The organism is Arthrobacter sp. SAFR-023, assembly GCF_051965295.1.
GTDB lineage: Bacteria > Actinomycetota > Actinomycetes > Actinomycetales > Micrococcaceae > Arthrobacter.
In genome coordinates, this window is sequence record NZ_JBQCMF010000001.1 from 270,048 (window position 1) to 294,924 (window position 24,877).

Annotated in this window: 21 protein-coding genes; 8 read left to right on the forward strand and 13 right to left on the reverse strand. The window is 66.6% G+C overall.

Annotation, left to right across the window (positions count from 1 at the left end; translation table 11 throughout):
• Positions 1 to 55: 55 nt before the first annotated feature.
• From ACTHQX_RS01260 to mtrA, 6 genes are all read right to left on the reverse strand, one after another.
• Entirely contained in the window at positions 56 to 1,270 is a 1,215-nt protein-coding gene (locus ACTHQX_RS01260; protein ID WP_440155281.1) for a winged helix-turn-helix domain-containing protein, read from the reverse strand.
• A gap of 29 nt (positions 1,271 to 1,299) precedes the next feature.
• Entirely contained in the window at positions 1,300 to 2,025 is a 726-nt protein-coding gene (gene hpf / locus ACTHQX_RS01265; RefSeq protein ID WP_102971985.1) for a ribosome hibernation-promoting factor, HPF/YfiA family, read from the reverse strand.
• Between the two features lie 179 nt (positions 2,026 to 2,204).
• Positions 2,205 to 3,107, reverse strand: coding sequence for a ComF family protein (locus ACTHQX_RS01270; protein WP_440155282.1), 903 nt, complete (start codon positions 3,105 to 3,107; stop codon positions 2,205 to 2,207).
• Between the two features lie 102 nt (positions 3,108 to 3,209).
• On the reverse strand, positions 3,210 to 4,919 hold the full coding sequence (locus ACTHQX_RS01275) for an LpqB family beta-propeller domain-containing protein (protein ID WP_440155489.1): 1,710 nt from the start codon (positions 4,917 to 4,919) through the stop codon (positions 3,210 to 3,212).
• Positions 4,920 to 4,924: 5 nt separating this feature from the next.
• Positions 4,925 to 6,748, reverse strand: coding sequence for an MtrAB system histidine kinase MtrB (gene mtrB / locus ACTHQX_RS01280; protein ID WP_440155490.1), 1,824 nt, complete (start codon positions 6,746 to 6,748; stop codon positions 4,925 to 4,927).
• Positions 6,749 to 6,908: 160 nt separating this feature from the next.
• Entirely contained in the window at positions 6,909 to 7,583 is a 675-nt protein-coding gene (gene mtrA / locus ACTHQX_RS01285; RefSeq protein ID WP_003804986.1) for an MtrAB system response regulator MtrA, read from the reverse strand.
• Between the two features lie 194 nt (positions 7,584 to 7,777).
• Here mtrA and ACTHQX_RS01290 point away from each other — a divergent pair, with 194 nt between their 5' ends.
• Genes ACTHQX_RS01290 through ACTHQX_RS01315 form a run of 6 tightly spaced genes read left to right on the forward strand, consistent with a single transcriptional unit; the run spans position 7,778 to position 14,140 of the window.
• Positions 7,778 to 9,118: a DUF7544 domain-containing protein gene (locus tag ACTHQX_RS01290; protein ID WP_440155285.1), complete on the forward strand. Its 1,341-nt coding sequence runs from the start codon at positions 7,778 to 7,780 to the stop codon at positions 9,116 to 9,118.
• On the forward strand, positions 9,115 to 9,822 hold the full coding sequence (locus ACTHQX_RS01295) for a DUF4129 domain-containing protein (RefSeq protein WP_440155286.1): 708 nt from the start codon (positions 9,115 to 9,117) through the stop codon (positions 9,820 to 9,822). The genes ACTHQX_RS01290 and ACTHQX_RS01295 overlap by 4 nt, the downstream gene beginning before the upstream one ends.
• Positions 9,819 to 11,009, forward strand: a complete 1,191-nt coding sequence (locus tag ACTHQX_RS01300) for a DUF4350 domain-containing protein (protein WP_440155288.1) — start codon at positions 9,819 to 9,821, stop codon at positions 11,007 to 11,009. Before ACTHQX_RS01295 ends, ACTHQX_RS01300 begins: the two co-directional genes overlap by 4 nt.
• The gene (locus ACTHQX_RS01305; RefSeq protein ID WP_440155290.1) at positions 11,006 to 12,076 is read left to right on the forward strand and encodes an AAA family ATPase; all 1,071 of its coding nucleotides are present in this window, start codon (positions 11,006 to 11,008) and stop codon (positions 12,074 to 12,076) included. Before ACTHQX_RS01300 ends, ACTHQX_RS01305 begins: the two co-directional genes overlap by 4 nt.
• A gap of 4 nt (positions 12,077 to 12,080) precedes the next feature.
• Positions 12,081 to 13,373 carry a DUF58 domain-containing protein gene (locus ACTHQX_RS01310; RefSeq protein ID WP_440155291.1) on the forward strand — a complete coding sequence of 431 codons (1,293 nt, stop codon included), beginning with the start codon at positions 12,081 to 12,083 and terminating at the stop codon, positions 13,371 to 13,373.
• 47 nt (positions 13,374 to 13,420) lie between these two features.
• The gene (locus ACTHQX_RS01315; protein WP_440155292.1) at positions 13,421 to 14,140 is read left to right on the forward strand and encodes a DUF4166 domain-containing protein; all 720 of its coding nucleotides are present in this window, start codon (positions 13,421 to 13,423) and stop codon (positions 14,138 to 14,140) included.
• A 31-nt stretch (positions 14,141 to 14,171) separates the two neighbouring features.
• Here ACTHQX_RS01315 and ACTHQX_RS01320 read toward each other — a convergent pair whose 3' ends face one another.
• Both ACTHQX_RS01320 and ACTHQX_RS01325 read right to left on the reverse strand, forming a co-directional pair.
• On the reverse strand, positions 14,172 to 15,212 hold the full coding sequence (locus ACTHQX_RS01320; protein WP_440155293.1) for a hypothetical protein: 1,041 nt from the start codon (positions 15,210 to 15,212) through the stop codon (positions 14,172 to 14,174).
• 3 nt (positions 15,213 to 15,215) lie between these two features.
• Complete coding sequence (locus ACTHQX_RS01325; protein ID WP_440155294.1) at positions 15,216 to 15,638, reverse strand: chorismate mutase; 423 nt, start codon at positions 15,636 to 15,638, stop codon at positions 15,216 to 15,218.
• Positions 15,639 to 15,734: 96 nt separating this feature from the next.
• On the opposite strand from ACTHQX_RS01325, the gene ACTHQX_RS01330 reads away from it, so the two are divergent.
• Complete coding sequence (locus ACTHQX_RS01330) at positions 15,735 to 16,391, forward strand: NADPH-dependent F420 reductase (protein WP_440155295.1); 657 nt, start codon at positions 15,735 to 15,737, stop codon at positions 16,389 to 16,391.
• Between the two features lie 81 nt (positions 16,392 to 16,472).
• On the opposite strand, the gene ACTHQX_RS01335 is transcribed toward ACTHQX_RS01330, so the two are convergent.
• The 5 genes from ACTHQX_RS01335 to mnmA form a co-directional block, all read right to left on the reverse strand.
• Complete coding sequence (locus ACTHQX_RS01335) at positions 16,473 to 18,188, reverse strand: ABC transporter ATP-binding protein (protein WP_440155297.1); 1,716 nt, start codon at positions 18,186 to 18,188, stop codon at positions 16,473 to 16,475.
• A complete protein-coding gene (locus ACTHQX_RS01340) occupies positions 18,185 to 19,207 on the reverse strand; it encodes an ABC transporter permease (RefSeq protein WP_440155298.1) in 1,023 nt (340 codons plus the stop codon). Before ACTHQX_RS01340 ends, ACTHQX_RS01335 begins: the two co-directional genes overlap by 4 nt.
• A gap of 1 nt (position 19,208) precedes the next feature.
• Positions 19,209 to 20,300, reverse strand: a complete 1,092-nt coding sequence (locus ACTHQX_RS01345; protein WP_440155300.1) for an ABC transporter permease — start codon at positions 20,298 to 20,300, stop codon at positions 19,209 to 19,211.
• 129 nt (positions 20,301 to 20,429) lie between these two features.
• Positions 20,430 to 22,064, reverse strand: a complete 1,635-nt coding sequence (locus ACTHQX_RS01350) for an ABC transporter substrate-binding protein (RefSeq protein WP_440155302.1) — start codon at positions 22,062 to 22,064, stop codon at positions 20,430 to 20,432.
• A 246-nt stretch (positions 22,065 to 22,310) separates the two neighbouring features.
• Positions 22,311 to 23,450, reverse strand: a complete 1,140-nt coding sequence (gene mnmA, locus ACTHQX_RS01355) for a tRNA 2-thiouridine(34) synthase MnmA (protein ID WP_440155304.1) — start codon at positions 23,448 to 23,450, stop codon at positions 22,311 to 22,313.
• Positions 23,451 to 23,619: 169 nt separating this feature from the next.
• On the opposite strand from mnmA, the gene ACTHQX_RS01360 reads away from it, so the two are divergent.
• On the forward strand, positions 23,620 to 24,876 hold the full coding sequence (locus ACTHQX_RS01360) for an NAD(P)/FAD-dependent oxidoreductase (protein ID WP_440155305.1): 1,257 nt from the start codon (positions 23,620 to 23,622) through the stop codon (positions 24,874 to 24,876).
• Position 24,877 lies beyond the last annotated feature (1 nt).

Here is a 24,877-nt window from a genome sequence, read left to right on the forward strand (position 1 = left end):
AATTCTGGCGTGATTTAGTCTACGGGAGAGACACACGGCACGTTGCCCTGTTCCCTCACAGCGGATAGCCGTTACTGGCGGCCGCCACCGCGGGGGCAAGGTCCCCCACCGGCGAGACGGCTACGCCGTCCAGTCCCAGCCAACCTGCCATCAGGTGCAGTTCTGCAGCGAGTTCGACGGCGGTATCCGCCGGAGCGTCCGGCTCACCGAAGCACGCCTTGGCAAGCAGCAGCCCCGCTGCCCGGTCTGCCTTAAGGTCCACCCTGGCCACAATGCGGTCGCGGAGCAGGAATGGGAGCACATAATAGCCAAAGCGGCGTTTGGCCGCAGGGGTGTAAATCTCGATCCGGTAGCGAAACCCAAAGAGCTCCTCAAGCCTGCGCCGTTCAAACACCAGCGAATCGAACGGGCTGAGCAGCGCCCTGCCGGCCGCCTGGCGCGGCAGCCGCGCCTGGGCGTGGCGGTACACCTTCCTGTCCCACCCCGCCACCGTCACCGGTTCCAGGCGTCCGGCATCAATTAAGCGCTGGACAGAGTCCGCGGCCGCCTTGACCGGAGTCCTGAAATAGTCCGCGAAGCACCGCACCGTTCCGATGCCGTGCGCCTGCGCCGCCGCATCAATGAGCCTGTCCATGGCGGCCGAGGGGTCAGGTACCGCTTTAATGTCATGGCCGGGCAAAACCTGCCGGGTCAGGGCATACTGCCGTTCGAACTGGTCCGTCCTTGAAGCCGACGAGACGACCCCCTCCTCAAACAAGTGCTCCAGCACGCGCTTGACGGCGTTCCAGTTCCAGCCCCAATCGACGTGCTTGCGGTCCTCAACGTGCCCGAGCCTGGCGGTGAGTTCGGCCGCCGTCATGGGCCTGCCGTCGGCGAGCGCGGCCAGGACCCTGCCGGTCACACCGGAACGCAGCCCTGGATCCATCCCCGAAGCCCCGACCCACCTGCGGTTCTGCCACACCACCAGGTCCGGGAAGTGTTCCGGCCGGATGTAGCTGGCTTCGTGGGCCCAGTACTCCATCATCCGCCGCGGGTGCCGGCCTGCCAACTGCTGGAGGATGGCGCGGTCGTAGTCGCCGAGCCTGGAAAAGAACGGGAGGAAGTGGCTCCGGGCCAGAACGTTGACGGAATCGATCTGCACGAGCTGTATCCGGGCAAAGGTCCGGCCCACCGCCCGTGAGGTCACGGGGCCGGCGGGCCGTCCTTTGTCCAGTCCCTGGGCTGCCAGTGCGATCCGCCGGGCCTGGGAGAGGCTCAGCGATGCACCCATGTCAGCCCTTTCGTTGCCTGGGCACCATCTTAGGCAGTTGCGGCCGCATCATCCGAGCGGTACGCAAGGATTTTCTCCTCATGCGTGTTCTCGCCGGGTTCGCAGTAGTGGTCCAGGGTGATAACCCCGTATGTCCAGCCGCGACGCCGGTACACAACCGATGGCGCGTTCGTGGCCTTGTCCACGAAAAGGTAAAAGTCGTGACCGATAAGTTCCATGTTGTCCACGGCGTCGTCAAGGGTGAGGGACGCGGCCGGGAACACTTTGCGCCGGATCAGTACCGGCGAGTCGCCGGCGGGGATGTCGTTGTCGACGTCGTACGGCGATTTCTCAGCCGGTTCCGGAGCAGCCTGGGTGTTGTTGCTCGCTTCGACGTAGATGGGCTGGTTGGAGCTCGCGGGCTCCAGTGTTGCAGTTGCCTCGCGTACCGCTTTGGGCGTGTGCCGCCCGTGGTGGACCTTCTTGCGGTCCTTGGCCCTGCGCAGCCGCTCAAGCAGCTTGTTGTAGGCGAGGTCGAACGCGGCGAACTTATCTGCGGCGCTTGCTTCGGCACGGATCACGGGGCCTCGGCCCAGGACTGTCACTTCAACCGTGAGCTGGTCACCGGTCTGCCGCGCATTTGTTTCCTTGGAAACCTTCGCGTCGACCCTCTGGACCTTGTCCCCAAGCGATTCGATCTTTGAGATCTTCTCGCCGGCGTATTCGCGGAATCGGTCCGAGACCGTCAGATTTCGTCCGCTGATCATGAACTCCATGGTGCCCTCCAAATGACTTCGGTGACACGACGGCGGCACTTCCGGGGGACGATCTGATTGACAGTCGAGCCCCTTTCCGAGCCGCTATCGAAAGGTACAACTGATCTTGGTACCCATATCCGACGTTAGTTCATAGCAACAAGTTATTCATCCTTTCGCAGTTTATTTTTTTCTATGTCTCAGCTACGTCCCAGGTAGTCCCCAGGATGCCGGAACTGCGCCGGCCCGGCCGCCGCAGCGGGTGCGCGGGTGGCGGCCAGGACCACGGCGCCGCGCACAACTCCGCCGGCTTCGTGGATGGCCCGGGCAGCCTCTGCCAGAGTGGCGCCGGTAGTCAGAACGTCGTCGACAATGATGCACTGCCTCCCCCGCAGAGAGCGTCCGCGGGAGCCCCGCGCGGTGCGCATGGAGCCGCGTACCTTTCGCGATCTGTCTCCCCTGCCGAGTCCCTTCTGCCCACCGGACAGGCCGTTTCCGGCCAAACCAATGCCAGTTCCCGGGTTCCTGACCTTGCGAAGCGCATCAGTGCATTCCGGGCGTCGTCCGTCGAAGCTCCGCCTGACGCCGGCCAACAGCAGATGAACGGGACTGAACCCGCGTTTCCGGTAGGCGCTGCCGCTGCTTGGGACCGGAACGAGCACCATAGCGTCCGTTCCCGCATACGCTGCCGCGAGTGCGCCGGCCAATACCTTCGACAGCACGCTCTGCAGCTGGCCCTGCCCGTGGCGCTTGAAGGCCAGGATCGACTGGGAGAGCTCCTCGCGGTAGATGCCCGCCGCCACGACAGGAAGGATGACTGAGCCGTCGGTGTCCATGAGCGCGGGCGCACCGGTCTCTGCCCGGAAGGGATAGCGGGTGAGCATCCGGAGCCTGCGCTCGCAGCCGGCGCACAGCGCCAGGTCCTCCTTGCCACAACAGACGCATTCCACGGGCAGTGCCAGGGCCGCAATGTCGGCCACAGCCCCGGCCAGCAGGTCCCAGGCCTGCAGGAGGCGCTGACGGTGCTCCCCCCGGTGGCGGGCGCGCCACAGCGGCTGGGCCTGGAGGTCCGGATCTGCCGAAGTCCTCTGGCCGTCTCGCATCCTATGGCTCCCCACGGTTCAAGGGTGGTCCGGCACCGCCGGCCGGAAAAGAGGCAAGTACCCCATGTGGAAAAAGCCTCACGCAGGACGGGTGGGGAACGGTCAGCCGGGGAAAGACGGGTCCGTGGGTCCCCTCAGCTGCGCCGACCACCCGTTGCCGAGCCGTTGGAAGATGCCGTCCTTGGACTGGGCGTAGATTTCCTCCGGGCCGTTGCCGGCGCTGAGGGCAACCAGCCCCGGCCAGGGGGCCAGCTTCTGGGGCTGGGGGGAGGTGAGCGAGAGAAGTTCCGGGGTCACGTTGGACGTCGACGCGCCCTTCATCACCACAACGGTGGTGTCGTTTACCCATACGCCCTGGTCGGGGTTTCCGCTGGACTGCAGCGTGACGGGCGCCGTCAGTTCCTTAGGCGTGCCGTCGGTACTGCGAATGATCCCCGTCACCTGCACGCGTGTCTCCCCGTTCTGCTCGGAGATGACCAGTGCCCGGACCCCTTCCCGGGACACCCGGAAATCCTTCACGCTGCGGCCGGCCAGCCAGGAGGGTGTCAGCGTGACGGCGGGCACGGGTGCGCCCTGGGCCACGCCGGTGGGACGGAAGGCCGTGATTTCGGTGACGCCTTGGGCTCCGGGACCGGCGGTCCACAGCCAGTCGTGCAGGCTGAACGACGGGTGCGTCAGCGTGCTGCGCGTGGTCAGGGCCCGCGCGGGCTGGCCCGGCACCATCGAATAGAGGGTGCTGCGGCTGCCGTTCAAAAACGCGACCGTCTGCGAGATGGGCGATTCGGCGGGCGAACGCGGCTTCAGCCCGGCCACCGGCTGCATGTCGGGCAGCGGCGACACCCTGTTGTTCTCGTACCGCACCAACTCGTTGTTGCTGATGGCGATCTGGCGCGCGGGGGCATTTCTGTTCTGGACCGGCGGCAGGACTGAACCGTTGTCCTCCACGCGGACAAGGTCCTGGTTCGCCCGCAGCTCCACATTGATGACGTCCGGCTGGCTGCGGAAGGTCAGGGCCAGCTGCGTCTGCATCCTCAGTCTGTCCTCGGTGGAGGCCTCGGTCAGCTCCTTGGCCGACAGGTCCACCTGCGCTGCGCCCGAAACAACGGGCACCGATTCCCTGGCAAGTTTCATCCCGGAAGGGAACGCACTGACCACGGCGCCCTTAAGATACGGGGCGGGTCCGCCGAGCAGGGCGCTCGTCATGGCCTTCACCGTTTTCTTCTTGATAAACCAGCGCACATCCGGAACGGCATACGTGAAGCTGGGGTCGTAGAAGTAGATGGGATAGGCGCCGTAGATGACCTTGAAGGTCTCCTCGGGAATGGCGGTGCCGTCCGGGATCTTGGAGATGCGCCATTCACCGTCAACCTGCACCAGGGTCACGGGAATGTTTTCTTTGGTTCCGTCCGGCATCGGGGTGGCCACGCCGTCGGAATCCACTGAGTATGCGACTTCCAGTTCGTAGTTATAGACGCCCTCGACGCCGGTCTTCACCACGCGCTCGGAGCGGAACACCAGTGTCCGCTGGTCCGGCTTCCAGGCAACAGAGGAAGCCTGGGTCAGGTACTGCCGCGCCACCGCGTAGTCGTCCTCATACCCGCTGCCGGCCAGGTAGAAGTCCTCTATGACCGCTTCGGGACTGGACCCGGTGCGCGGCGCGACAGGAAAGAACACGGGAGCGTTGGGATTTCCCGCGCTTTCGTCCGTGCTCTTCCCGACAGGCCCGGACCGCGGAATCTGGGCGCATGACGCCAGGAACAGCAGAATGACGGCGAGCAGCCCTGCGGCAAGCCCGCGGGCCCCCGGGCGCACCCCGCTCACGAACGCTCCCCCGTGCGCGCTGTCTCCGGTTCCCCTGCCACGGCGTCGGCATTACCGGCAGCGGAGTCCTCCGGGGCAGAGTTCCTGGCCGCGGATCCCTCCAGCGCAGGGGTGGCGCCGGGACCCAGCACAAGGACGCTGTGGCCGCCGGGCCTGCCGAACCCTACGTCTGCAGGTTCAAGCGGCAGCGGCGACTTTGTGATGGTGCCGCCCTGTTTAAGCGGAAGCGTGAGCCTGAAGTTGGAGCCGACTCCCGTGTTCCCCCACGCCTGGAGCCAGCCGTTGTGCAGTTTGGTGTCCTCGGTGGCAATGGACAGGCCCAGCCCGCTGCCGCCGGTGGTGCGGGCCCGGGCGGGGTCGGCGCGCCAGAAGCGGTCGAAGACGCGGGCCGCCTCGGCGGGACTCATACCGATTCCGTGGTCCCTGACGGTGACGGCGACAGCGTCGGCGTTGGAGGCGACGGAGATGTTGACGGCCCGGCCTTCGCCGTGTTCGAGTGCGTTCAGGATCAGGTTCCGCAGGATGCGGTCTATGCGCCGGGAGTCCATTTCGACCACCACGCTGCCTTCCGGCGCATTCAGCTGCATCTTCGAGCCGTACTCTTCGGCGACGGGGGCCGCGCCCTCCATCACGTGCGAGATGAGCTGGACTATGTCCGTCGCCTCGGCATCGAGCATGGCCACGCCGGCGTCGAACCTGGAAATTTCCAGCAGGTCCGCCAGCAGCGACTGGAATCGCTCCACCTGGTTGTAGAGCAGTTCGGCGGACCTCTTGTTGATGGGGTCGAAGTCGTTGCGGGCGTCGTACAGCACTTCAGCGGCCATCCGAACGGTGGTCAGCGGGGTCCGAAGCTCGTGGGACACGTCGGAAACGAACCGCTGCTGCATCTGGGACAGCGTGGCCAGCTGCGTGATCTGCTCCTGCAGGCTCGCGGCCATGTGGTTGAACGAGGCCCCGAGGCGTGCCACTTCGTCTTCCCCTTTGACCACCATGCGTTCCTGCAGCTGGCCTGCTGCCAGCTTTTCCGAGACCACGGCGGCGTGGCTGACGGGACTAACCACGTTGCGCGTGACGTACCAGGCGATGCCGCCGATCATGAGGATCAGCGCGGCGCCGCCGGCCCAGAGGACGTTCTGGATTTCGTTCAGGGTCTGCTGTGCCGTGTTGAGGTCGTAGATCAGATAGAGCTCGTAAACCGTGCCGTTGAACGTCACCTTGTTGCCGACGGCGATGCCGGGCCGGTCTTCGGTTCCCACCGGGAACTCCGTGGACGCCCAGAACTGCTCCTTGCCGGAGTCCTGGACTGCTGCCCGGAGGTCCGGCGGGATGACGCTGATGGTCAATTGGTCGGAGGCGCGCGACTCGACCCACCGGTTGCGGGGCTTGGTCTGCTCCGGCATTGCCTCAAATACGTAGCGGCGCTGGATCACCGAGCCCTTGCCCTCAACGGCGTTGAGGGTGTCGTAGACGAGCGTGATCACGCTGGACTGGTCGGTGACCTGGGCGCCGTCGAAAGTGTCCTGCACCTGCTTGACGTTGTAGCGCGTCTCGGACTCTGCCTGCGTCAGCCGTTCGTGGAACAGGTTGTTGGCAATCTGGTTGGACAGGTAGGCGCCGACGATCGCGAACGAACTGATGGACAGCAACAGGGTGGTCAGGACGGTGCGGAACTGCAGCGACCTGCGCCACCGGCGCTGCAGGGAATGCAGCAGGTACCGGATGCCGGGAAAGATGCGGTCGAAGCCGGTGCGCACCAGGCGGCCGACCCGCAGCACCACGATGAGAGCGCGGCGCCGCCAGATCCGGGCCCTCAAAGGCAATCCCGCGAGCCCGGCTCCGAAGGCGTCGGTGTGCTCCGGGCCTGGACGCGGACCGGGTTTGCGAGCGGCGTCCCGAGGGTTCCCTGCCACGGGCGAGTTGCCGCGGGGACCGGATCCGGATCCCGCGGGCGCCTCAGTAGGGGGATTCTGGCCCTGGGGTTCAGGACCCTGCTTTGTAGCCGACACCACGAACCGTCATTACAACTTCCGGAGCTTCCGGATCACGTTCAATCTTGGACCGCAGTCGCTGGACATGGACATTGACCAGCCGGGTGTCAGCCGCGTGCCGGTAGCCCCAGACCTGCTCAAGAAGCAGTTCACGGGTGAATACCTGCCAGGGCTTGCGTGCCAGGGCAACCAGGAGATCGAATTCGAGCGGGGTCAGTGAAATCCGCTCGTCGCCACGGCTCACCAGGTGGCCGGCGACGTCGATGGTGATGTCCGCGATGCGCAGCGTTTCAGGTGCCTTCTGGTCACCGGGGCGCAGGCGCGCCCGCACCCGGGCAACGAGTTCCGCCGGTTTGAAGGGCTTGGGCACGTAATCGTCGGCGCCCGACTCCAGCCCCCTGACCACATCGGAGGTGTCAGATTTGGCCGTCAGCATGACGATCGGCACGTCCGACTCGGAGCGGATCTGCCGGCATACCTCGATGCCGTCCGTTCCCGGCAGCATCAGGTCGAGGAGCACGAGATCCGGCTTTGATGAGCGAAAGACGTCCAGAGCCTGTCCGCCGTCCGCGCAGAAGACGGGCTCAAAGCCGTCGTTGCGCAGGACAATGCCGATCATTTCTGCGAGCGCCTCGTCATCATCAACCACCAGAATGCGTGCCTTCATAGTTATATATTCCCTTATTGCTGTTGCTTTGTCCTATTGATGGAGTTTTCGGCGGGGCGCGTCCCGGGGCGCCGGACGCGGCGGCCAGCGGTCCGCCGCAGCCCGAACCGGCGGGAAGCTAGGATGCCCGACGGCGGAACTATAGTCTGGAGGTGCCCGGCCGTTGGTCTGTGCGCACCTTGGGGAGGAACAGGTTGTCAGAGCAGGATCCGCAGCACCCGCCGTCCGGGCACCGGCTACCTGAACACCGGCCGCCTGAACAGCCATGGGGCGCACCCCCGCAGTGGGGCAGCCAGCAGCCCGGGCCCTACCAGCCCGGACCGTACCAGCCCAGTGCCCACCAGCCATTCGGGCCGAACCCCGCCGTTCCCTATCCCATGTACGCGGCCCCGCCGAAGCCCGGCGTGGTGCCGCTGCGGCCACTGATGTTCGGCGAAATCATGGACGGTGCCTTCCAGACGATCCGGCGCAATCCCAAAGCGATGCTCGGCGCAGGCCTGGTGGCACAGGCGCTGGGCGCCGTGATCGCCGGCGTCGTCCCGCTGGTCACCCCGGCCTCCGATGCTTCCGCTGAAGCCTGGCTGACGAACCTCAGTTCTTCGGAGATGACCAGCATCGTCGCGGGTGTGGTGGGCAGCTTTGTGGTTTTCGGCCTGGTGTCCGTGTTTATCTCCGTGGTGATGCAGGGGGCCATGGTGGTCCCCGTGGCCAGGTCCATCCTCAACCGGCAAACCGGCTTCCGGCAGATGTGGCTGCTGGCGCGCGGCCGGGCGTGGGCCCTGGTTCGCCTGGCCGGGATCGGGGTGGCAGCCGTGCTGCTGGGCGGGGCCCTCATCGTCCTGGCGACCGTGCTGCTGGCCAATTCGCTGGGTACAGGGTCGCTGGTCATCGTGCTTCCGCTGTTCCTGGCTTTTATCGCCACCATAATCTGGGTGTCCGTCAAGCTGACCGTCGCACCTGCGGTCATCGTCGTCGAGGACGTGGGAGCGCTCGATGGCATCCGGCGTTCCTGGGCCGTCACCCGGAAAAGCTGGTGGCGGGTCTTCGGCATCGTCCTCGTGGTGTCACTCCTCGTCGGCATCATCGGCCAGATCGTCCTCATCCCGCTCACCCTGCTCACCGGACTCCTCACCACCGTGGCCGGCCCCCAGGACCCGGCCAGCCAGGCGGCTGCCCTGCAGGTGGTGGTCGGTGTCGCCACGGTGATCGTGTCCGCCGCCGTCGGCGCCGTCGCGTTCGCCTTCCAGACGTCGGTCATGGCTTTGCTTTACATGGACTTGCGGATGCGCAACGACGGACTGGACATCGCGCTGCTCCGGCTGCTGGAAACGGGCCATGACGACGGCGGCATCCCGGGCCGGGGCGTACCCGTCTACAGCCCGGGCCGGAACGGCGCGGGCCCTCACCAGTCCTGGCCTTACCAAGCCGGACCCCATCAGGCAGGCCCCTACCAAGCCGGACCCCATCAGGCAGGCCCCTACGGGAATTCAGCAGGCTGGCCGCCGCCTCCGGGACCGCCGACGATGCCGGGATGAGCCACATCGGCTTCGTTCCGGTCCTGCAGCACGCCACGGCACTTCTGAACCGGACCCTGGAACCACCGGTGCAGCCTGGCGGGGAAGAAGCGCGCCGCTGGGCGGCGGAAGAGCTCTCCAAACGCGAGTACAGGGAGGCGGCGCCAGGCTGGCTGGAAACCCTGTGGCAGCAGTTCCTCGACTGGCTGCAGTCCGTGACCGATGGCCAGTCCCCTGCCGAAGGACCTCCGGTGGCGCCCTTCATCGGCCTTGGCATCGCCATTCTGATAGCTGTGGCCATCATCCTGGCGCGGCCAAGGCTGAACGCCCGCCGCCGCACTCCGCAAGAGATCTTCGACGCCGAAGCACCCGCCACCGCAGCCGACTACAGGGAGCGCGCAAAAGCCGCAGCCGTACGCGGCGACTGGGCGGCCGCCGTCGTCGAACAGTTCCGCGCGCTGGTGAGTTCGGCGGAAGACCGCGCCGTCCTCGACCCCCAGCCTGGCCGGACAGCGGACGAGGCTGCCGGACAGCTCAGCCGGGCGTTCCCCACCGCCAGTGACCAGCTCGAGGCCGCTGCCCGCACGTTCGATGCCGTCCGCTACGGCGGCGGGAGCGGCCAGGCAGCCGACCATGCCGCGGTGGCTGAGCTGGACTCGGCCCTGGAAAGGCTCGTCCCTTCCTACGCAGGGGCCCCATCCGGCGGACTGGCGGTGCCGAGGTGACGCATCCCCTCATGGTCGCAGCCCGGCGCGAGAAGACAGGCTGGATCCGCAGGCACCGCGCGGGGGTGCTCTTCGGCTTGGCCATGGCTGTTGCCCTTTCGGTGGTCCTCGCCTTCCAGTCGACGCAACAGGGTGACAACCAGGAGCTATCCATCCGCAACCCCGGCCCGCAGGGTGCCAGGGCAGCAGCCCAAATTCTCGGTGCGCAAGGCGTCAGCGTTGAACAGACGGCGTCGTTCGAGGAGACTCTGGCAGCGGCGCGTGCAGGCAGCAACAGCGGGTCCGGCTCTACGGTCCTGGTCTATGACCAGCGCGGCTTCCTTGCTCCCGATCGGCTCCGCCGGCTGCTTGCAGAGACGGACCGGCTGGTGGTGGTCTCGCCGCGCCTGGCCACACTGACCGGCCTGGGCAGCACCATCCGGCAGGCCGGGGTGGTGCCCGGCTCGGAGCGGACCCTCCAGCCGGGATGCACCGTTGCCGATGCCCGGGCCGCCGGCGACATCAGCGCGGACGGAGGCTTCCTCTACACCGGCGGCACCGTCTGCTACGGCGCCGGCGGGAGCGGGCGGGGCCTTTACGCCTCGGCAGAGGACGGCAAGCTCGTGGTCATCGGCAGCACAGCCGTGATAAGCAACCAGTTTCTGGCCGTCAACGGCAACGCCGCCCTCACCCTGCGGACCCTGGGCAGCCAGGGAGACCTCGTCTGGTATCTGCCCGGTCCCGGGGACCTCGGGGGCAGCCCCGCACCGAAGACCCTGGCCGAGCTTGCACCGGCGTGGTCGGCGTTTGTGATCCCGTGGCTCATTGTGGTGGCCCTGTTTGCCGTGCTGTGGCGCGGGCGCCGTCTGGGCCCGCTGGTCTTCGAGCCCCTGCCGGTGGTAGTGAAGTCCGCGGAAACCGCCGAAGGCAGGGCCCGCCTGTACCACGAGGCCCACGACGTTGCACGGGCGGCGGATACCCTCCGTGCCGGCACCATCGCCCGGCTTGCCTCGGCACTCCGGGTGGGCACCGCAGCCGGGTTTTCTGACGTGGCCGGCTCTGACGTGGCGGCCGCCGCGGCCCGGCACCTGGACCGGAACGCCGCGGACATACAGCAGCTCCTGCAACACCGTCCCGCGACCGAGGCCCAGCTTGTCCGCTGGGCCCAAGACCTTGTCCGACTAGAGAAAGAGGTACAGGCCAGATGAGCCAGCAGCCAAGCGGCCACCCGCACGGGACCCACGGCAACGGAGCCAACGGCAACGGGACCTACGGCGAAGCGCCGGTGGGCACCATCGCCGCTCCGCACACCCCGGATCAGGTCCAGGATCCGGTCCGGCAGGCGCTGCTTGACGTCCGGCATGAGGTGGCCAAGGCAGTGGTGGGCCAGGATTCCACGGTCACCGGCATGCTGATCGCCCTGCTGTCGCGCGGGCATGTGCTGCTCGAAGGCGTGCCGGGCGTGGCGAAGACACTCCTGGTCCGGGCCCTGTCCGCTGCCCTGAGCCTGGACACTAAGCGCGTGCAGTTCACACCGGACCTCATGCCCGGCGATGTCACGGGGTCCCTGGTGTACGACGCCGCCAATTCGGACTTCAGTTTCCGTGAAGGCCCGGTCTTCACCAACATGCTCCTGGCCGACGAAATCAACAGGACGCCGCCCAAGACCCAGGCCTCCCTGTTGGAAGCCATGGAGGAACGCCAGGTGTCCGTGGATGGCGTGTCGCGCCGGCTGCCGGTGCCCTTCATCGTTGCGGCCACGCAAAACCCCGTCGAGTACGAGGGCACCTACCCCCTGCCCGAGGCCCAGCTGGACCGGTTCCTCCTCAAGCTGACCATGCCCCTGCCTGACCGTGCCGCCGAAATCGAGGTCGTCCGCAGGCACGCCGCCGGCTTCGATCCGCGTGACCTCGCCGCGGCGGGCATCCGGCCGGTGGCGGGCGCCGACGAACTGGAACGGGCACGGCGGGCAGTATCCGGCGTCGAAGTGGCGCCGGAGGTGCTGGGCTACATCGTTGACGTGGTCCGGGCCACCCGGGCGGCCCCGTCCTTCCAGCTTGGCGTCTCGCCGCGCGGCGCCACGGCGCTGCTGAACACCTCGCGGGCCTGGGCCTGGCTGTCTGGCCGGAACTTTGTCACCCCGGATGACGTCAAAGCGCTGGCCCAGCCGTGCCTGCGGCACCGCGTGGCGCTCCGGCCCGAAGCCCTGATGGATGGTGTCCAGGTGGACGACGTGCTGGGCAGCATCCTGGCCTCCGTGCCGGTCCCCCGCTGATCCCGTGGCCATTTCCGGACGGTTGGTACTCCTGGCGGCGGCCGGGCTGGCACCGGCGCTCCTCTTTCCCGGCTGGCTGACCGTGCTGGCCGTGCTCCTGGTTCTTGGCGCCCTGATGCTGCTGGACCTGGTGCTGGCCGCGGCTCTGCAGCAGGTCTCGGTGGAAAGGTCATCGCCTGCCAACGTCACCCTTGGGGGTACGGCGGACTCCGTTCTGACGGTGCATAACCGTGGCACGCGCAGGCTCAGGGCCGTCGTGCGCGACGGCTGGCAGCCCTCCGCCGGGGCTGAAAACCCGGTCCAGGCCACAGAAGTTCCGGCCGGCGAACGGCGCCGCCTCGGCGTCAGGCTCAGGCCGGTCCGGCGCGGTGACCTCAAGGCGCCCCACATCACCGTCCGCGCCTTCGGCCCGCTCCGGCTGGCCGCCCGCCAGAAAACGGTGCACGCTCCCGGATCCCTTCGGGTGCTGCCACCTTTCAATTCCCGGCGGCACCTGCCGTCAAAACTGCGCCGGCTGCGGGAACTCGACGGTAAGGCGGCAGTGCAGATCCGTGGAGCAGGAACCGAATTCGATTCCCTGCGCGACTATGTCCGGGGCGATGACGTCCGCTCCATCGACTGGCGCGCGACGGCGAGACGGTCCGCCGTCGTCGTCCGCACCTGGCGGCCGGAGCGCGACCGCCGCGTGGTGATCATGCTGGACACGTCCCGGACCGCCGCTGCGCGCGTGAACGACGAACCCCGGCTTGATACCGGGATCGAGGCCGCGCTGCTGCTTGGTGTCCTTGCCGAACGCGGCGGTGACCGCGTCGACTTCTTCGCCTTCGACCGGAGGATGCGCGCCCGGGCAGGCACCACGGCGGGCGGCAACCTGCTGGGCCAGCTGGTCCAGGCGGCGGCGCCGCTGCAAGCGGAACTCATCGAGCTGGACTGGGCACAGGTGCCCGCGCAAGTACGTGCGGTGTCGGCGCACCGTTCGCTCCTGGTGCTCCTGACCGCGCTGGATAGCGGCGCGCCGGAGGAAGGGCTCATTCCGATGGCTGCGCGCCTCGCCCAGCAGCACGTGGTGGTGGTGGCGTCGGTCCGGGACCCGCTGCTTGGCGAGATGCTCCATGACAGGACAACGGCGGCCCAGGTGTTCCGCGCGGCGGCCGCGGAACGGGCCCTGCTCGAGCGGGAAGCCGTGAGTGCCCAACTCCGCCAACTCGGCGTCCAAGTGGTGGACGCCGAACCGCACCAGCTGCCGCCGGCGCTGGCCGATACCTATATCCGGCTCAAGGCGGCAGGGCGGCTGTGAGTGCCGGCCGGAACTCAGAATCATCAGACCACATTCCAGGAGCCCCCGTGAATGCCCCGATCTACCGCCAGGCGCTGGGCGCCGCCTACTTCCGGCTGCAGCCGGAACTGCAGGAGTACTTTTCGCTTGCCCCGGGTTCGGGCAGTTATGGCGTCGGCGAGGGCGTTTTCGACGTGGTGGGCTGCAGGCAGCGGTGGCTGCGGCCGATGCTTCGGCTGACCGCCGGTGAACAGGCCTTCTTTCCGGAGTACGGCGAGGGCGTGCCGTTCCGGATCGAAAACCATGCGCATCTCGACCCTTTCGGCCGCTCCAGCCTCACAGCCCGCCGCGAGATATTCTTCCCGGGCCGGACCAGGGTCTTTCAGGACACCACCAGCGCGGAAACGGGCGACGCCAGTGGCCAGGCACGCCTGGTGGACTACGTGGGCAGGTACCGCCGGCTGGTGACGGACCTGAATCTCGACGTGACAGCGGAGGGTAGGTTGCGCGGAGTCTCCGAAGTATCGCGCCTGTTCCTGGGCCCGCTCAGGTTGCCGCTGCCCGCCGCCCTTGACGCGAAAGCGTACGCGGAGCAATGGTGGGACCCGGACGCGGGGGAAACCGGGCGGCACAGGATCCAGGTGAAGGTGATCCAGCCGCAGCTCGGCCTCGTCCTGGTTTATGCCGGCCACTTCGACTACCGCCTGGAACCCCATCCGTCCGGAAGTTCTTCAGCGGGTTTTCTTCCGGCGTACGCCAGGCCCGACCGCTGGGAGCGGCGAAGCTAAGGAGGCACCAGCCTGCTCACCCTGGCGCTGATCAACCGAGCGCCAGCTGGTTCAGGCCGTCGGCAACCTGGGTCAGGCGGGTAAGGACTTCCGTCGCGGCGGCTGGTGACTGCCTTTCAAGGCCGCCCGACGGCGTGACCCGTACCGTGCCGAGCGACGCCAGCGGCAGGCCGAGCTGCTGCCATGGACGCCGGACAGATTCAACAACGTCCGATGCCTTCGGAACGCCGCCCGGCCCGTCAGCCTGCAGGGCACCAGCCCAGAGCCGTTTGCCGGCTTCGACTGCCTCAGCGAGCTGTTCCCATTGCCGGGTGGTCAGGGCCCGCAACGGAACCGCAATGGCGTCCGCGCCCGCAGCCACGATCCTTTCGACCGGGGCCTCGATCTCCGGCACCGCGATGGCGATCTCGGAGGCGCCGGCCTCGCGGAGGGCGTCAACCACCACGCGCCAAAGCTCCGTGACCTCGTGTCCGGCTACGGAGCGCAGGGTCCGGTAGCCGCTGGAGGTGGGGATGGTGCCGGCGAGGACCGAGGCAATGTCCGGTTCGTCGAGCTGCACCACGAGCCTGGCCCCGGGAACGGCGGCGGACACTTTTGTCAGGTGCGCGCCGACCCCGGCGGCGAGGGAAGCAGCGATGTCGCGGCGGGCGCCATAGTCGATCAGGGCACGCTCGCCGTTGTGGAGGTGCAGGCCGGCGGCCAGGCTCAGGGGGCCCCGGAGCTGGACCTTGATTTCGTCCGCAGCGCTCTCCTCTTCGCCAGCGATGTCGGCCAGCACATTGATGTCCGTGGAGAGTGCGGACCTTGCCCGCACCAAGTCACGCCCGGGCCGGTCAACGATCCGCCAGCCGTGCGGCTGGACGTCCACTGCCAGGTCCACCAGGAGCGAGGCAGTGCGGCCTATGGCGTCGGCACCGACGCCGCGGTCAGGCAGTTCGGCAAGAAAAGGAAGGTGCGGGCTGCCGAGCTCACCGCGGATGATGCGGGTGGCCTCCACCGGGTCCTGGCCCGGCCAGGGTCCCAGGGCGGTGGCCGTTACCTGGGCGGGCAGCTGGAAGTCTGTATTCGGCACGGCTTAGGCGGTAAGCGGTGCGGAGGGGCTGGCCGACCCGCTGGCCGTTCCGCCGGCGGCGTTGTGGTCCTCGGCGATCGCCTCGTGGTGCCGGATCACCTCGCCGATGATGAAGTTCAGGAACTTTTCCGCGAACGCCGGGTCCAGCTGGGCATCCTCGGCAAGGCGTCGGAGCCGGGCAATCTGGGCGGTTTCACGGCCGGGATCCCCCGCCGGAAGACGGTGGGCAGCCTTGAGGAAACCGACCTTCTGGGTCGCCTTGAACCGCTCCGCGAGAAGGTAGACGAGGGTTGCATCAATGTTGTCGATGCTTGACCGGATCGATAGCAGCTCCGCCATCACCGCAGGATCCACATGCCCGGCCAGGGAGCTGGCGGCAGGATTGTAAGAGTCGGTGTCAGGCAGATCATGGTTCAGCTCGGTCATGGTTCCAGTCTATGGGCACCGCAGGACTCCCTGCCCGTGTTAAGGATGCTGGCGCAGAATGTAGGTGTTCGGACATTCCGATCAGGGAGGATGCACATGAGGATCGCAGTTCTTGGTACCGGCGTGGTGGGCAGGACCCTGGCGGGAAAACTCGTGGAGTGCGGGCACGACGTCGTGCTCGGATCACGGACCGCCACCAACGAGGCCGCCGTGGGGTGGGCTGCGGGGGCGGGGCAGCGGGCCAAAGCCGCGACGTTCTTGGACGCCGCGGCGGAGGCCGAGGTGGTCATCAACGCGACGCCCGGCGCCGTTTCGCTGGAGGTGCTGGCTGCGGCCAGCACGAAGAATCTCGCCGGCAAGGTGCTGATCGATGTGGCCAACCCCCTAGACCATTCGGCCGGCTTCCCGCCGTCGCTCTCCATCTCGAACACCGACAGCCTGGCGGAGACCATCCAGCGGGCGTTTCCCACGGCCCGCGTGGTGAAGGCCCTGAACACCATGCGCGCCGATGTCATGGTGGCGCCGGACCGGCTGGCCGGCGGGGATCACGACGTGTTCATGGCCGGGGACGACGAGAGAGCCAAGGAAGTGGTGGCCGGGATCCTGCGGGAATTCGGCTGGCGGGCTGAACACATCAGGGACCTTGGCCCGCTCGATGCGGCGCGGGGCATGGAGATGTGGCTGCCGCTGTGGCTGCGGATTTTCCTGAAGCAGGGAGGCAGCCCATTCAACATCAAGGTTGTCTCTGACTAGAACAGCAGGCCCGTATCCACCCTTGCCGAAGGTGGGATACGGGCCTGCCGCGCAATTTCCGGTGCTTGGATATTCCGCGTTCTAGATGCCCAGCAGGGCGCGGTGGTCCTCCCGGCGCTTGGCCTGCTCGGCGGGATCCGGGACAGGCAGCGACGCGATCAGCCTCTTCGTGTATTCATGCTGCGGAGAGCCCATGACGTGGTGGCCGATTCCCTGCTCGACGAGCTTGCCCTTGTACAGCACCCCGACCCAGTGCGACAGCATGTCCACCACCGCGAGGTCGTGGCTGATGAACAGCGCCGCGAACCCGAACTCCTGCTGGATCTCACGGAAGAGCTCCAGGACTTTCGCCTGCACCGAAACGTCCAGTGCGGACGTCGGCTCATCAGCGATGAGCAGTTTCGGGTTCAGGATCAGCGCGCGCGCCAGCGATGCGCGCTGGCGCTGCCCGCCGGAGAGCTCATGCGGGAAACGGTCGGCGTACGACGCCGGCAGCTGGACTGACTCCAGCAGCTCACCCACGCGCTTGCGCGCCTGCGCCGGTGAAGGGTTGGTGTGGATGACCAGCGGTTCGGCGACGCAGTCGCCGATGGTCAGCTGCGGGTTGAAGGACGCTGCCGGGTCCTGGAAGACGAACCCTATTTCCTTGCGGAGCGGCTTGAAGGTCCGTTCCTTGAAGTTCAGCATCTCGTAGCCCAGGACGTTCAGGCTTCCGCCAGTGGTCCGGTTAAGGCCTGCGATGGCCCGGCCGATGGTGGTCTTCCCGGAACCGGATTCGCCAACGAGTCCGAACACTTCGCCTTCGGATACCGTGAAGCTGACGCCGTCGACGGCCTTGAAGGCGGGGCTGCCCAGCCTGCCCGGGTACTCGATGGTGAGGCCTTTGGCTTCCACCAGCACCTGCCCGCCCTGGTGCGCCCGCTCCGTCATTCCTTCGGAGGCCGAGTGCCGGCCAAGGTGCGGGACGGCGGCCAGTAGCTTCCGGGTGTACTCCTGCCGCGGCTCGGCGAAGAGTGATTTCGCGCTGGCTTCCTCGACGACGTCCCCCCGGTACATCACCACGACGCGGTCCGCGAGGTCGGCTACAACGCCCATGTTGTGCGTGATCAGCACAATGGACGTCCCGTATTTGTCCCGCAGGTCCCGCAGGAGCTCCAGGATCTCCGCCTGCACGGTGACGTCCAGGGCGGTGGTGGGTTCGTCGGCAACGATCAGCCCCGGGTTCAGGGCGAGCGCAGCGGCGATGACCACGCGCTGCTTCTGGCCACCGGAGAACTGGTGGGGGTAGTAGTTGACGCGAGTTTCGGGGTCCGGGATGCCCACCTTGCGCAGCGCTTCGATGGCCCGGGCCTTCGCCTCTTTCGCGGTGACCCGTTTGCCGCCGTCCCGGCCCGCGTGGGCAAGGATCCCTTCGGCGATCTGCCAGCCGACGGTGAACACGGGATTCAGTGCCGTGGACGGCTCCTGAAAGACCATGGCCACGTCACGGCCCCGGATCTGGCGGAGCCTGCCCGGGGAGACGCTGATGACGTTGCTGCCGTTGATCACCACCGCGCCGGAGCTGATGGCGGTTTCCGGCAGCAGGCCCAGGATGGTCTTGGCAGTCACGGTCTTGCCAGAGCCGGACTCGCCGACGATGGCGAGCACTTCCCCCGCCTTCACTTCGAGGCTCACGTCCTTGACGGCGTGGACGTCCCCGGCGTCAGTGGCGAACGTGACCTTGAGATGGTCGATGTTCAGCACCGGTTCGGCGCCGGCGGCGTGCCGGTCAGAAACAGATCCGATATTGATGGTCATGAGCTTCTCACATCTGCAGAAATGGCTGCCTGGGCCGCCGCGGTCGAGTCCGGTCCGCCCTTGTTTCCGGCGCGCTTGCGCCCGCGGAGGCGCGGATCGTTGAGGTCGTTGATGCTCTCCCCCACAAGCGTGAGGCCAAGCACCGTCCAGACGATGGCGAGGCCCGGGAACACACCGGTCCACCAGATGCCCGAGGTGGTGTCCGCCAGCGCCTTGTTGAGGTCGAAGCCCCATTCGGCGGCGGACGAGGGTTCGATGCCGAATCCCAGGAAGCCCAGGCCTGCGAGCGTCAGGATCGCCTCGGAAGCATTCAGGGTGAAAATCAGCGGAAGCGTGCGGGTGGCATTCCGGTAGATGTGCCGGCCCATGATGCGGATGCTGGAGGCGCCCACCACTTTTGCCGATTCGACGAATGGTTCCGCCTTGAGCCTGATGGTCTCCGCCCTGATGACCCGGAAGTACTGCGGAATGAACACCACCGTGATGGAGATCGCCGCGGCGAGCACGCCGCCGAAGAGACTGGACTCGCCGCCGCTGATGACAATGGCCATGACGATGGCCACCAGCAGTGACGGAAATGCGTAGATGGCGTCTGCCACCACCACGAGGACCCGGTCGAGCCAGCCGCCGAGGTATCCGCTCACCAGGCCGAGGATGACGCCGGCGAAGATGGACAGCACCACGGCCACCACGATCACGAGGATGGCGGTCTGGGAGCCCCAGATGACCCGGGACAGGACATCATAGCCGCCCACAGTGGTGCCCAGCAGATGCTTTCCGCCGGGAGGCTGCTGCGTGGGAAAGCTACCGTCGGCGTCGGAAAGTTGCGCAAAACCGTAGGGGGCGAGGAGCGGGGCGAAAATGGCGGTCAGGAGGAACGTGCCGGTCAGGACGAGGCCGACGACGAGCATGCCCCGCTGGAGTCCGACGCTTTTTTTAAAGTGGGAGATCACAGGCAGCCGTTGGAGAAGCGGTGCCTTGTGGTGCATGGTGGCTTCCACTGGAGTGGGAGTGCTCATGTCAGTACCTCACACGGGGATCGATCAGCGCGGCCACAATGTCCACGATGAAGTTGGTGACGGCGACGATCACGGCCAAGAGCACCACGATGCCCTGGACCGCCACGAAGTCGCGGGCGGTCAGGTAGTTGGCCAGCTGGAAGCCCAGCCCCTTCCACTCGAAGGTGGTCTCGGTGAGGACGGCGCCGCCCAGCATCACGGCGATCTGCAGGCCCATCACGGTAATGATGGGGATCAGGGCAGGCTTGTAGGCGTGCTTGGTGACCAGCCGGAATTCGCTGACACCGCGCGAGCGTCCCGCCTCGATGTAGTCCCGGCCCAGGGTGCCGATGACGTTGGTGCGGACCAGCCGGAGGAAGATGCCGGCCGTCAGCAGGCCCAGGGCAAGGGCGGGCAGGACGGCATGCGCCATCACGTCACCCAAAGCGGCCATGTTGCCGCTTCGGAGCGCGTCGAGCCAATAGATCCCCGTCCGTGCCTGGAGTCCCGTGAGGGCTAGTTCGGTGGAGGTCTTCGCCCGGCCCGCCACGGGGAGCCAGCCCAGCCAGACGGAGAAGGTCAGCTTCAGCAGGAGCCCCGCAAAGAAGACGGGAGTGGCGTAGCAGAGGATGGCAAAGACGCGCAGCACGGCGTCCGGCAGTTGGTCACGCCGGTGCGCAGCGATCATCCCGAACGGAATGCCCACCAGCAGTGCAACGATCAGCGCATTGATGGTCAGTTCAAGGGTCGCCGAGCCGTAGGTGGTCAGCATCTCCGTGACCTGGCGGTTGTCGGACAGCGTGGTTCCGAAGTTGCCCGTGACAAGCTGCCCCAGGTATTCGAAGTACTGCACGGGAAGCGGGCGGTCATATCCGGCCGCGTGGATCCGTTCCTGCAGCTGCTCCGGGGGCAGCCGGCCGCCCAGCGCGGCCGTGATGGGATCGCCGGTGATCCTCATGAGGAAGAACACCATAGTGACCAGGATGAAGATCGTCGGAAAGATCAGGAGGAACCTGATCAGGAGGTATTGGCCCAGTCCCCCGCCGGACTTCTTTTTCTTTGTCGGCAAAAGGCCGTCGGCGTCGCTTGGCGGCGCCTCGATGAGAGTTGTCATTACTGCCTGATTCTGTGTTTCCGGATCCGTCGCCGGACCTGGAATCGGCTGTTCACTGGCCAGCAGGAAGGCGGGACGCCGGGAAGGCGTCCCGCCTCCTTGGCTGGTCAGGACCTGATGGGTGAAGCCCTACTTCGAGATCACTCCGAGGCGGGTCTTGAACGACGCGTCGAGGGTCTGGTCCACGCCCTTGATGTCGGCCCCCGCCACCATGAGCTGCGCGCCCTGCAGTAGCGGCAAGGTGGAGAGGTCCTTGGCGACGGCGGTCTGGGCATCACCCAGCACCTTCTCGCGTTCGGCCTTGTCCACCGTGGTGAGCTGCTTGGTCACCAGGTCGGTCACGGCCGAGTTCTCGTAGTGGTTCTTCAGGAAGTTGCCGGGGATGAAGAACGGCGTGAGGTAGTTGTCGGCGTCGGAGTAGTCCGGGAACCAGCCGAGCTGGTAGACCGGGTAGGCGTCGGCCGTACGGGCCTTCGAGTAGGTGACCCATTCGGTGGACTGGAGGTCCACCTTGAACAGGCCCGACTTTTCGAGCTGTTCCTTGATCATGGCGTACTCGTCGCCCGAGGACTTGCCGTAGTGGTCGGGATTGTACTGCAGCTTGATGTTGACGGTGCCGGTGATGCCGGCGTCGGCGAAGGCCTTCTTTGCCTTGTCCAGGCTGGGCTTGCCGTTGCCGTCGCCGTACATTTCCTTGAGCGGCTGGATGGCGCCGTTGAAGCCGTCGGGAACAACGGAGTAAGCGGGCAGGTAGGTGCCCTTGTAAACCTGGGTGGCGATAGCCTCGCGGTCCACAACGTTCGCCATCGCCTGGCGCACGGCGAGCGCCTTCTTGGCATCGGCGTCGGCCGTCTTTGCGCCGAACGGCATGGTGTCGAAGTTGAAGACGATGTAGCGGAGTTCGCCGCCGGGGCCCTTGTGCACCTTGACCTTCGAGTCCTTCTCAAGGTCTGCGGCGTCGGTGGCCGTCAGGCTGCGGCCGGCGACGTCGATGTTGCCCTGCTGGACGTCCAACTTCAGGTTGTTGGAATCTGCGTAGTACTTGATGTTGGCGCCGTCGTTGGCGGGCTTGCCCAGGAGCCCCTGATAGTCCGGGTTGGCCTTGAGGCTGACAAGCTCATTCTTCTTGTAGCTCTCGATGGTGTACGGCCCCGCGAACGGCTTGCCCTTGACGATCTCGTCGTCGCTCAGTACCTTGTCCGCCGGGAAGACCTCTTCGTCGACAATCGGTCCAGAGTTGGCGGCCAGAACGCCGGGGAAGACCTGGTCGTTGCCGGCCTTGAGGGTGAAGACCACGGTTGAGTCGTCCTTGGCCTGCACGGACTTCAGGTTCGACAGCAGCGCCGCCGGGCCGTTGGGGTCGGCAATCTTGACCACGCGGTCGATCGAGAACTTCACGTCGGAGGAGGTCAGGGCGTGGCCGTTGGCGAACTTGAGCCCCGGCTTGAGCTTGACCGTGTACTCGGTGGGCGTGGTGAAGGATGCCGATTCCGCGATGTCCGGGACAGAGTCAGCGCTGCCCGGCTTGGAGTTCATGAGGAACGGATAGACCTGGTTCATCACCATGAACGAGCCTGCGTCGTAGGAGCCAGCGGGGTCCAGGGTGACAACTTTGTCCGTGGTGCCGTAGGTGATGGTCCCTCCGCCGGCGTCGCCGGTGGACGTTCCCCCGCCTCCGGACGGGCCGGTGCAGGCTGTGAGTGCGAAAGCGGAAACGCCTGCCAGCGCGATAGCGCTCTTCAAGGCCCTCTGATTCATTGCCATCTGTGAACTTTCTGTTCGATGAGTACGCGCGGGGTGCCCGAACTGACTCGTGCGCGGGCAGCCCGCTGATGCCTCTGATTCAACCAGAAGGTTGCCCGGTGAAACATTGCATCGTGTGAGTTGAGACACAAAATTTACCAGAACGGTCGGCGGTCCGCTGACCGAACGGTCGGAAACCGGAAAAGGGCACAAAAAACGGCCGGCGGAAATCCGCCGGCCGTTGTCACTCCGGAGACCGGAGCACGGTCAAAGTTGTGCCCGCTGCAGGGACCGCGCAGCGTCGATGGTCGCCTGGCCGAGGACCCTGCTGCCCTGGTAGAGCACCACGGTCTGGCCCGGCGAAACACCGCGCAGCGGATCGGTCAGGGTCACCACGAGGCTGTCCCGCGCGATCCCGGCGTCGTCGGCAACCCGCTCAATGCGCGCAACGGCAGGAACGGGCTCGCCGTGTGCACGCACCTGCGCATGGCAGTCAAAGTCGGCTCCGGAGTCAACCTCGCCGATGGGCAGGCCGGCCCAGGAGACCTTGATGCCGCGGATCTCGTCGATGGCCAGCATGGCCTCGGGCCCCACCACCACCTTGTTTTCCTTCGGCCGGATCTCCAGCACGAACCGCGGCTTGCCGTCCGCGGCGGGCCGGCCAAGCTTCAGCCCCCGCCGCTGCCCGACGGTGAACGCGTTCGCTCCGGGGTGTTCGCCCACCTTGGCGCCGGTCTCGTCAACGATGTCGCCAGTGGTCATGTCGATCTTTTCCGCGAGCCACCCTGCGGTGTCACCGTCCGGGATGAAGCAGATGTCGTGGCTGTCCGGCTTGTTGGCCACTGACAGTCCGCGCCGCTCGGCCTCCGCGCGCACCTCAGCCTTCGACGGGGTGTCCGCGAGCGGGAACATGGAGTGCTTCAGCTGCTCATGGGTGAGCACGCCCAGGACGTAGCTCTGGTCCTTCGCCCAGTCGGCGGCACGGTGCAGCTCGCGGTTTCCGTCGGCGTCCTCGATGACCTTGGCGTAGTGGCCCGTGCACACGGCGTCGAACCCGAGGGCGATCGCCTTTTCGAGCAGGGCGGCAAACTTGATGCGCTCGTTGCAGCGCATGCAGGGGTTGGGGGTGCGGCCGGCGGCGTACTCGTCGATGAAGTCCTGGACCACATCCTCCTTGAACCGCTCCGAGAAGTCCCACACGTAGTAGGGAATCCCCAGGACGTCGCAGGCCCGCCAGGCATCGCGGGAATCCTCAATGGTGCAGCAGCCCCTGCTGCCGGTGCGCAGGGTGCCCGGCATCCTGGACAGGGCGAGGTGAACGCCAACGACGTCGTGCCCCGCCTCGACGGCGCGGGCGGCGGCAACGGCGGAGTCAACTCCGCCGCTCATGGCTGCTAGAACTCGCATTATGGCTTTCTGTTGGATTTGGACCCATGACGCACGGGTTGCCGGACTATTCTACTTGCTGCCGGAATCAGGGCCTAAATTTCCTTGACGGTTCCGGTCCGCCCTTCTAAAGTCACGAGTACCATTTTTAGAACGTGGGCCACTGGCCTGCCGGGCGAATCGAGTAGCCATGAATCCTGAAAGCATCATCATCGCCGGCGCAGGACTGGCCGGAGCGACGGCGGCCCGCACCCTGCGCGCCGAAGGGCACGCCGGGAACATCACCATCGCAGGAACCGAGCCGCACCCGCCCTATCTCCGGCCGCCGCTGTCCAAGGAATACCTGCTCGGCAAAGCCGGGGAGGACGCCGTCGAGGTCGCGCCGAAGGGCTGGTACGCGGACAACAACGTCAGCCTCAGGCTGGGCAACCCTGTGGCATCGGTCGATCCGGCGGCCCACACCGTCCGCTTCGCCGACGGGACGGTCCAGGAGTATGGGTCACTGCTGCTGGCACCCGGAGCCACGCCCCGGACGCTGCCCCTGAATGGTGCGGAACTGGACGGCGTCACCACCTTCCGTACGCTCGATGACAGCCGCCGCCTGCGGGAACAGCTGTCGTCAGGTGGACGGAGCCTTGTGCTCATTGGTTCCGGCTGGATCGGGATGGAACTGGCCGCGGCGGCCAGCACTTACGGCAACCAGGTCACACTGCTCGGGCTTGAGGACATCCCGCTTGCAGCGGCGATCGGCCCGGAGCTGGGCAGCTTTTTCCGTACCCTGCACGAGGACAACGGAGTCCGCTTCCGGCTACCCGCCTCCGCCAGGGAAATCACCGGACACGACGGACGGGTGACGGGCGTGCTGACCGACACCGGCGAACTCCTGCCCGCGGACATCGTGGTCATCGCCATTGGAGTGGTTCCGGAAACGGCACTGGCCGCCGAGGCCGGGCTGGCAGTCCGCAACGGTATTCTCACGGACGCTTCGCTGCGCACCAGCGCCCCGGATATTTTTGCCGCCGGCGACGCCGCCAATGCACTGCACCCATTCACCGGCGAGCACCACCGCAGCGAACACTGGTCCAACGCGCTCAACGGCGGCAAGGTGGCGGCCAAAGCCATGCTTGGCCAGGACGTTGCGCTGGACACGGTTCCCTACTTCTACACGGACCAGTTCGACGTCAGCATGGAGTACTCAGGTTTCCCGCTGCTGGCCGCGAAGGCGGCTCCGGTCATCCGAGGCTCGCTGGACAGCAAGGAATTCGTGGCGTTCTGGCAGCAGGACGGACGGGTCGTGGCCGGCATGAGCGTTAATTGGCCGAGGTCCGTCAAGCCAAGTGCCCAGAAGACCATCAAGACGCTCATCAGCGGCCGGATCGAGGTGCCTGCCGAGCGGCTGGCCGATGAGACTGTTCCGCTCGACAAACTGCTGCCGGAAGCCAGCTGAC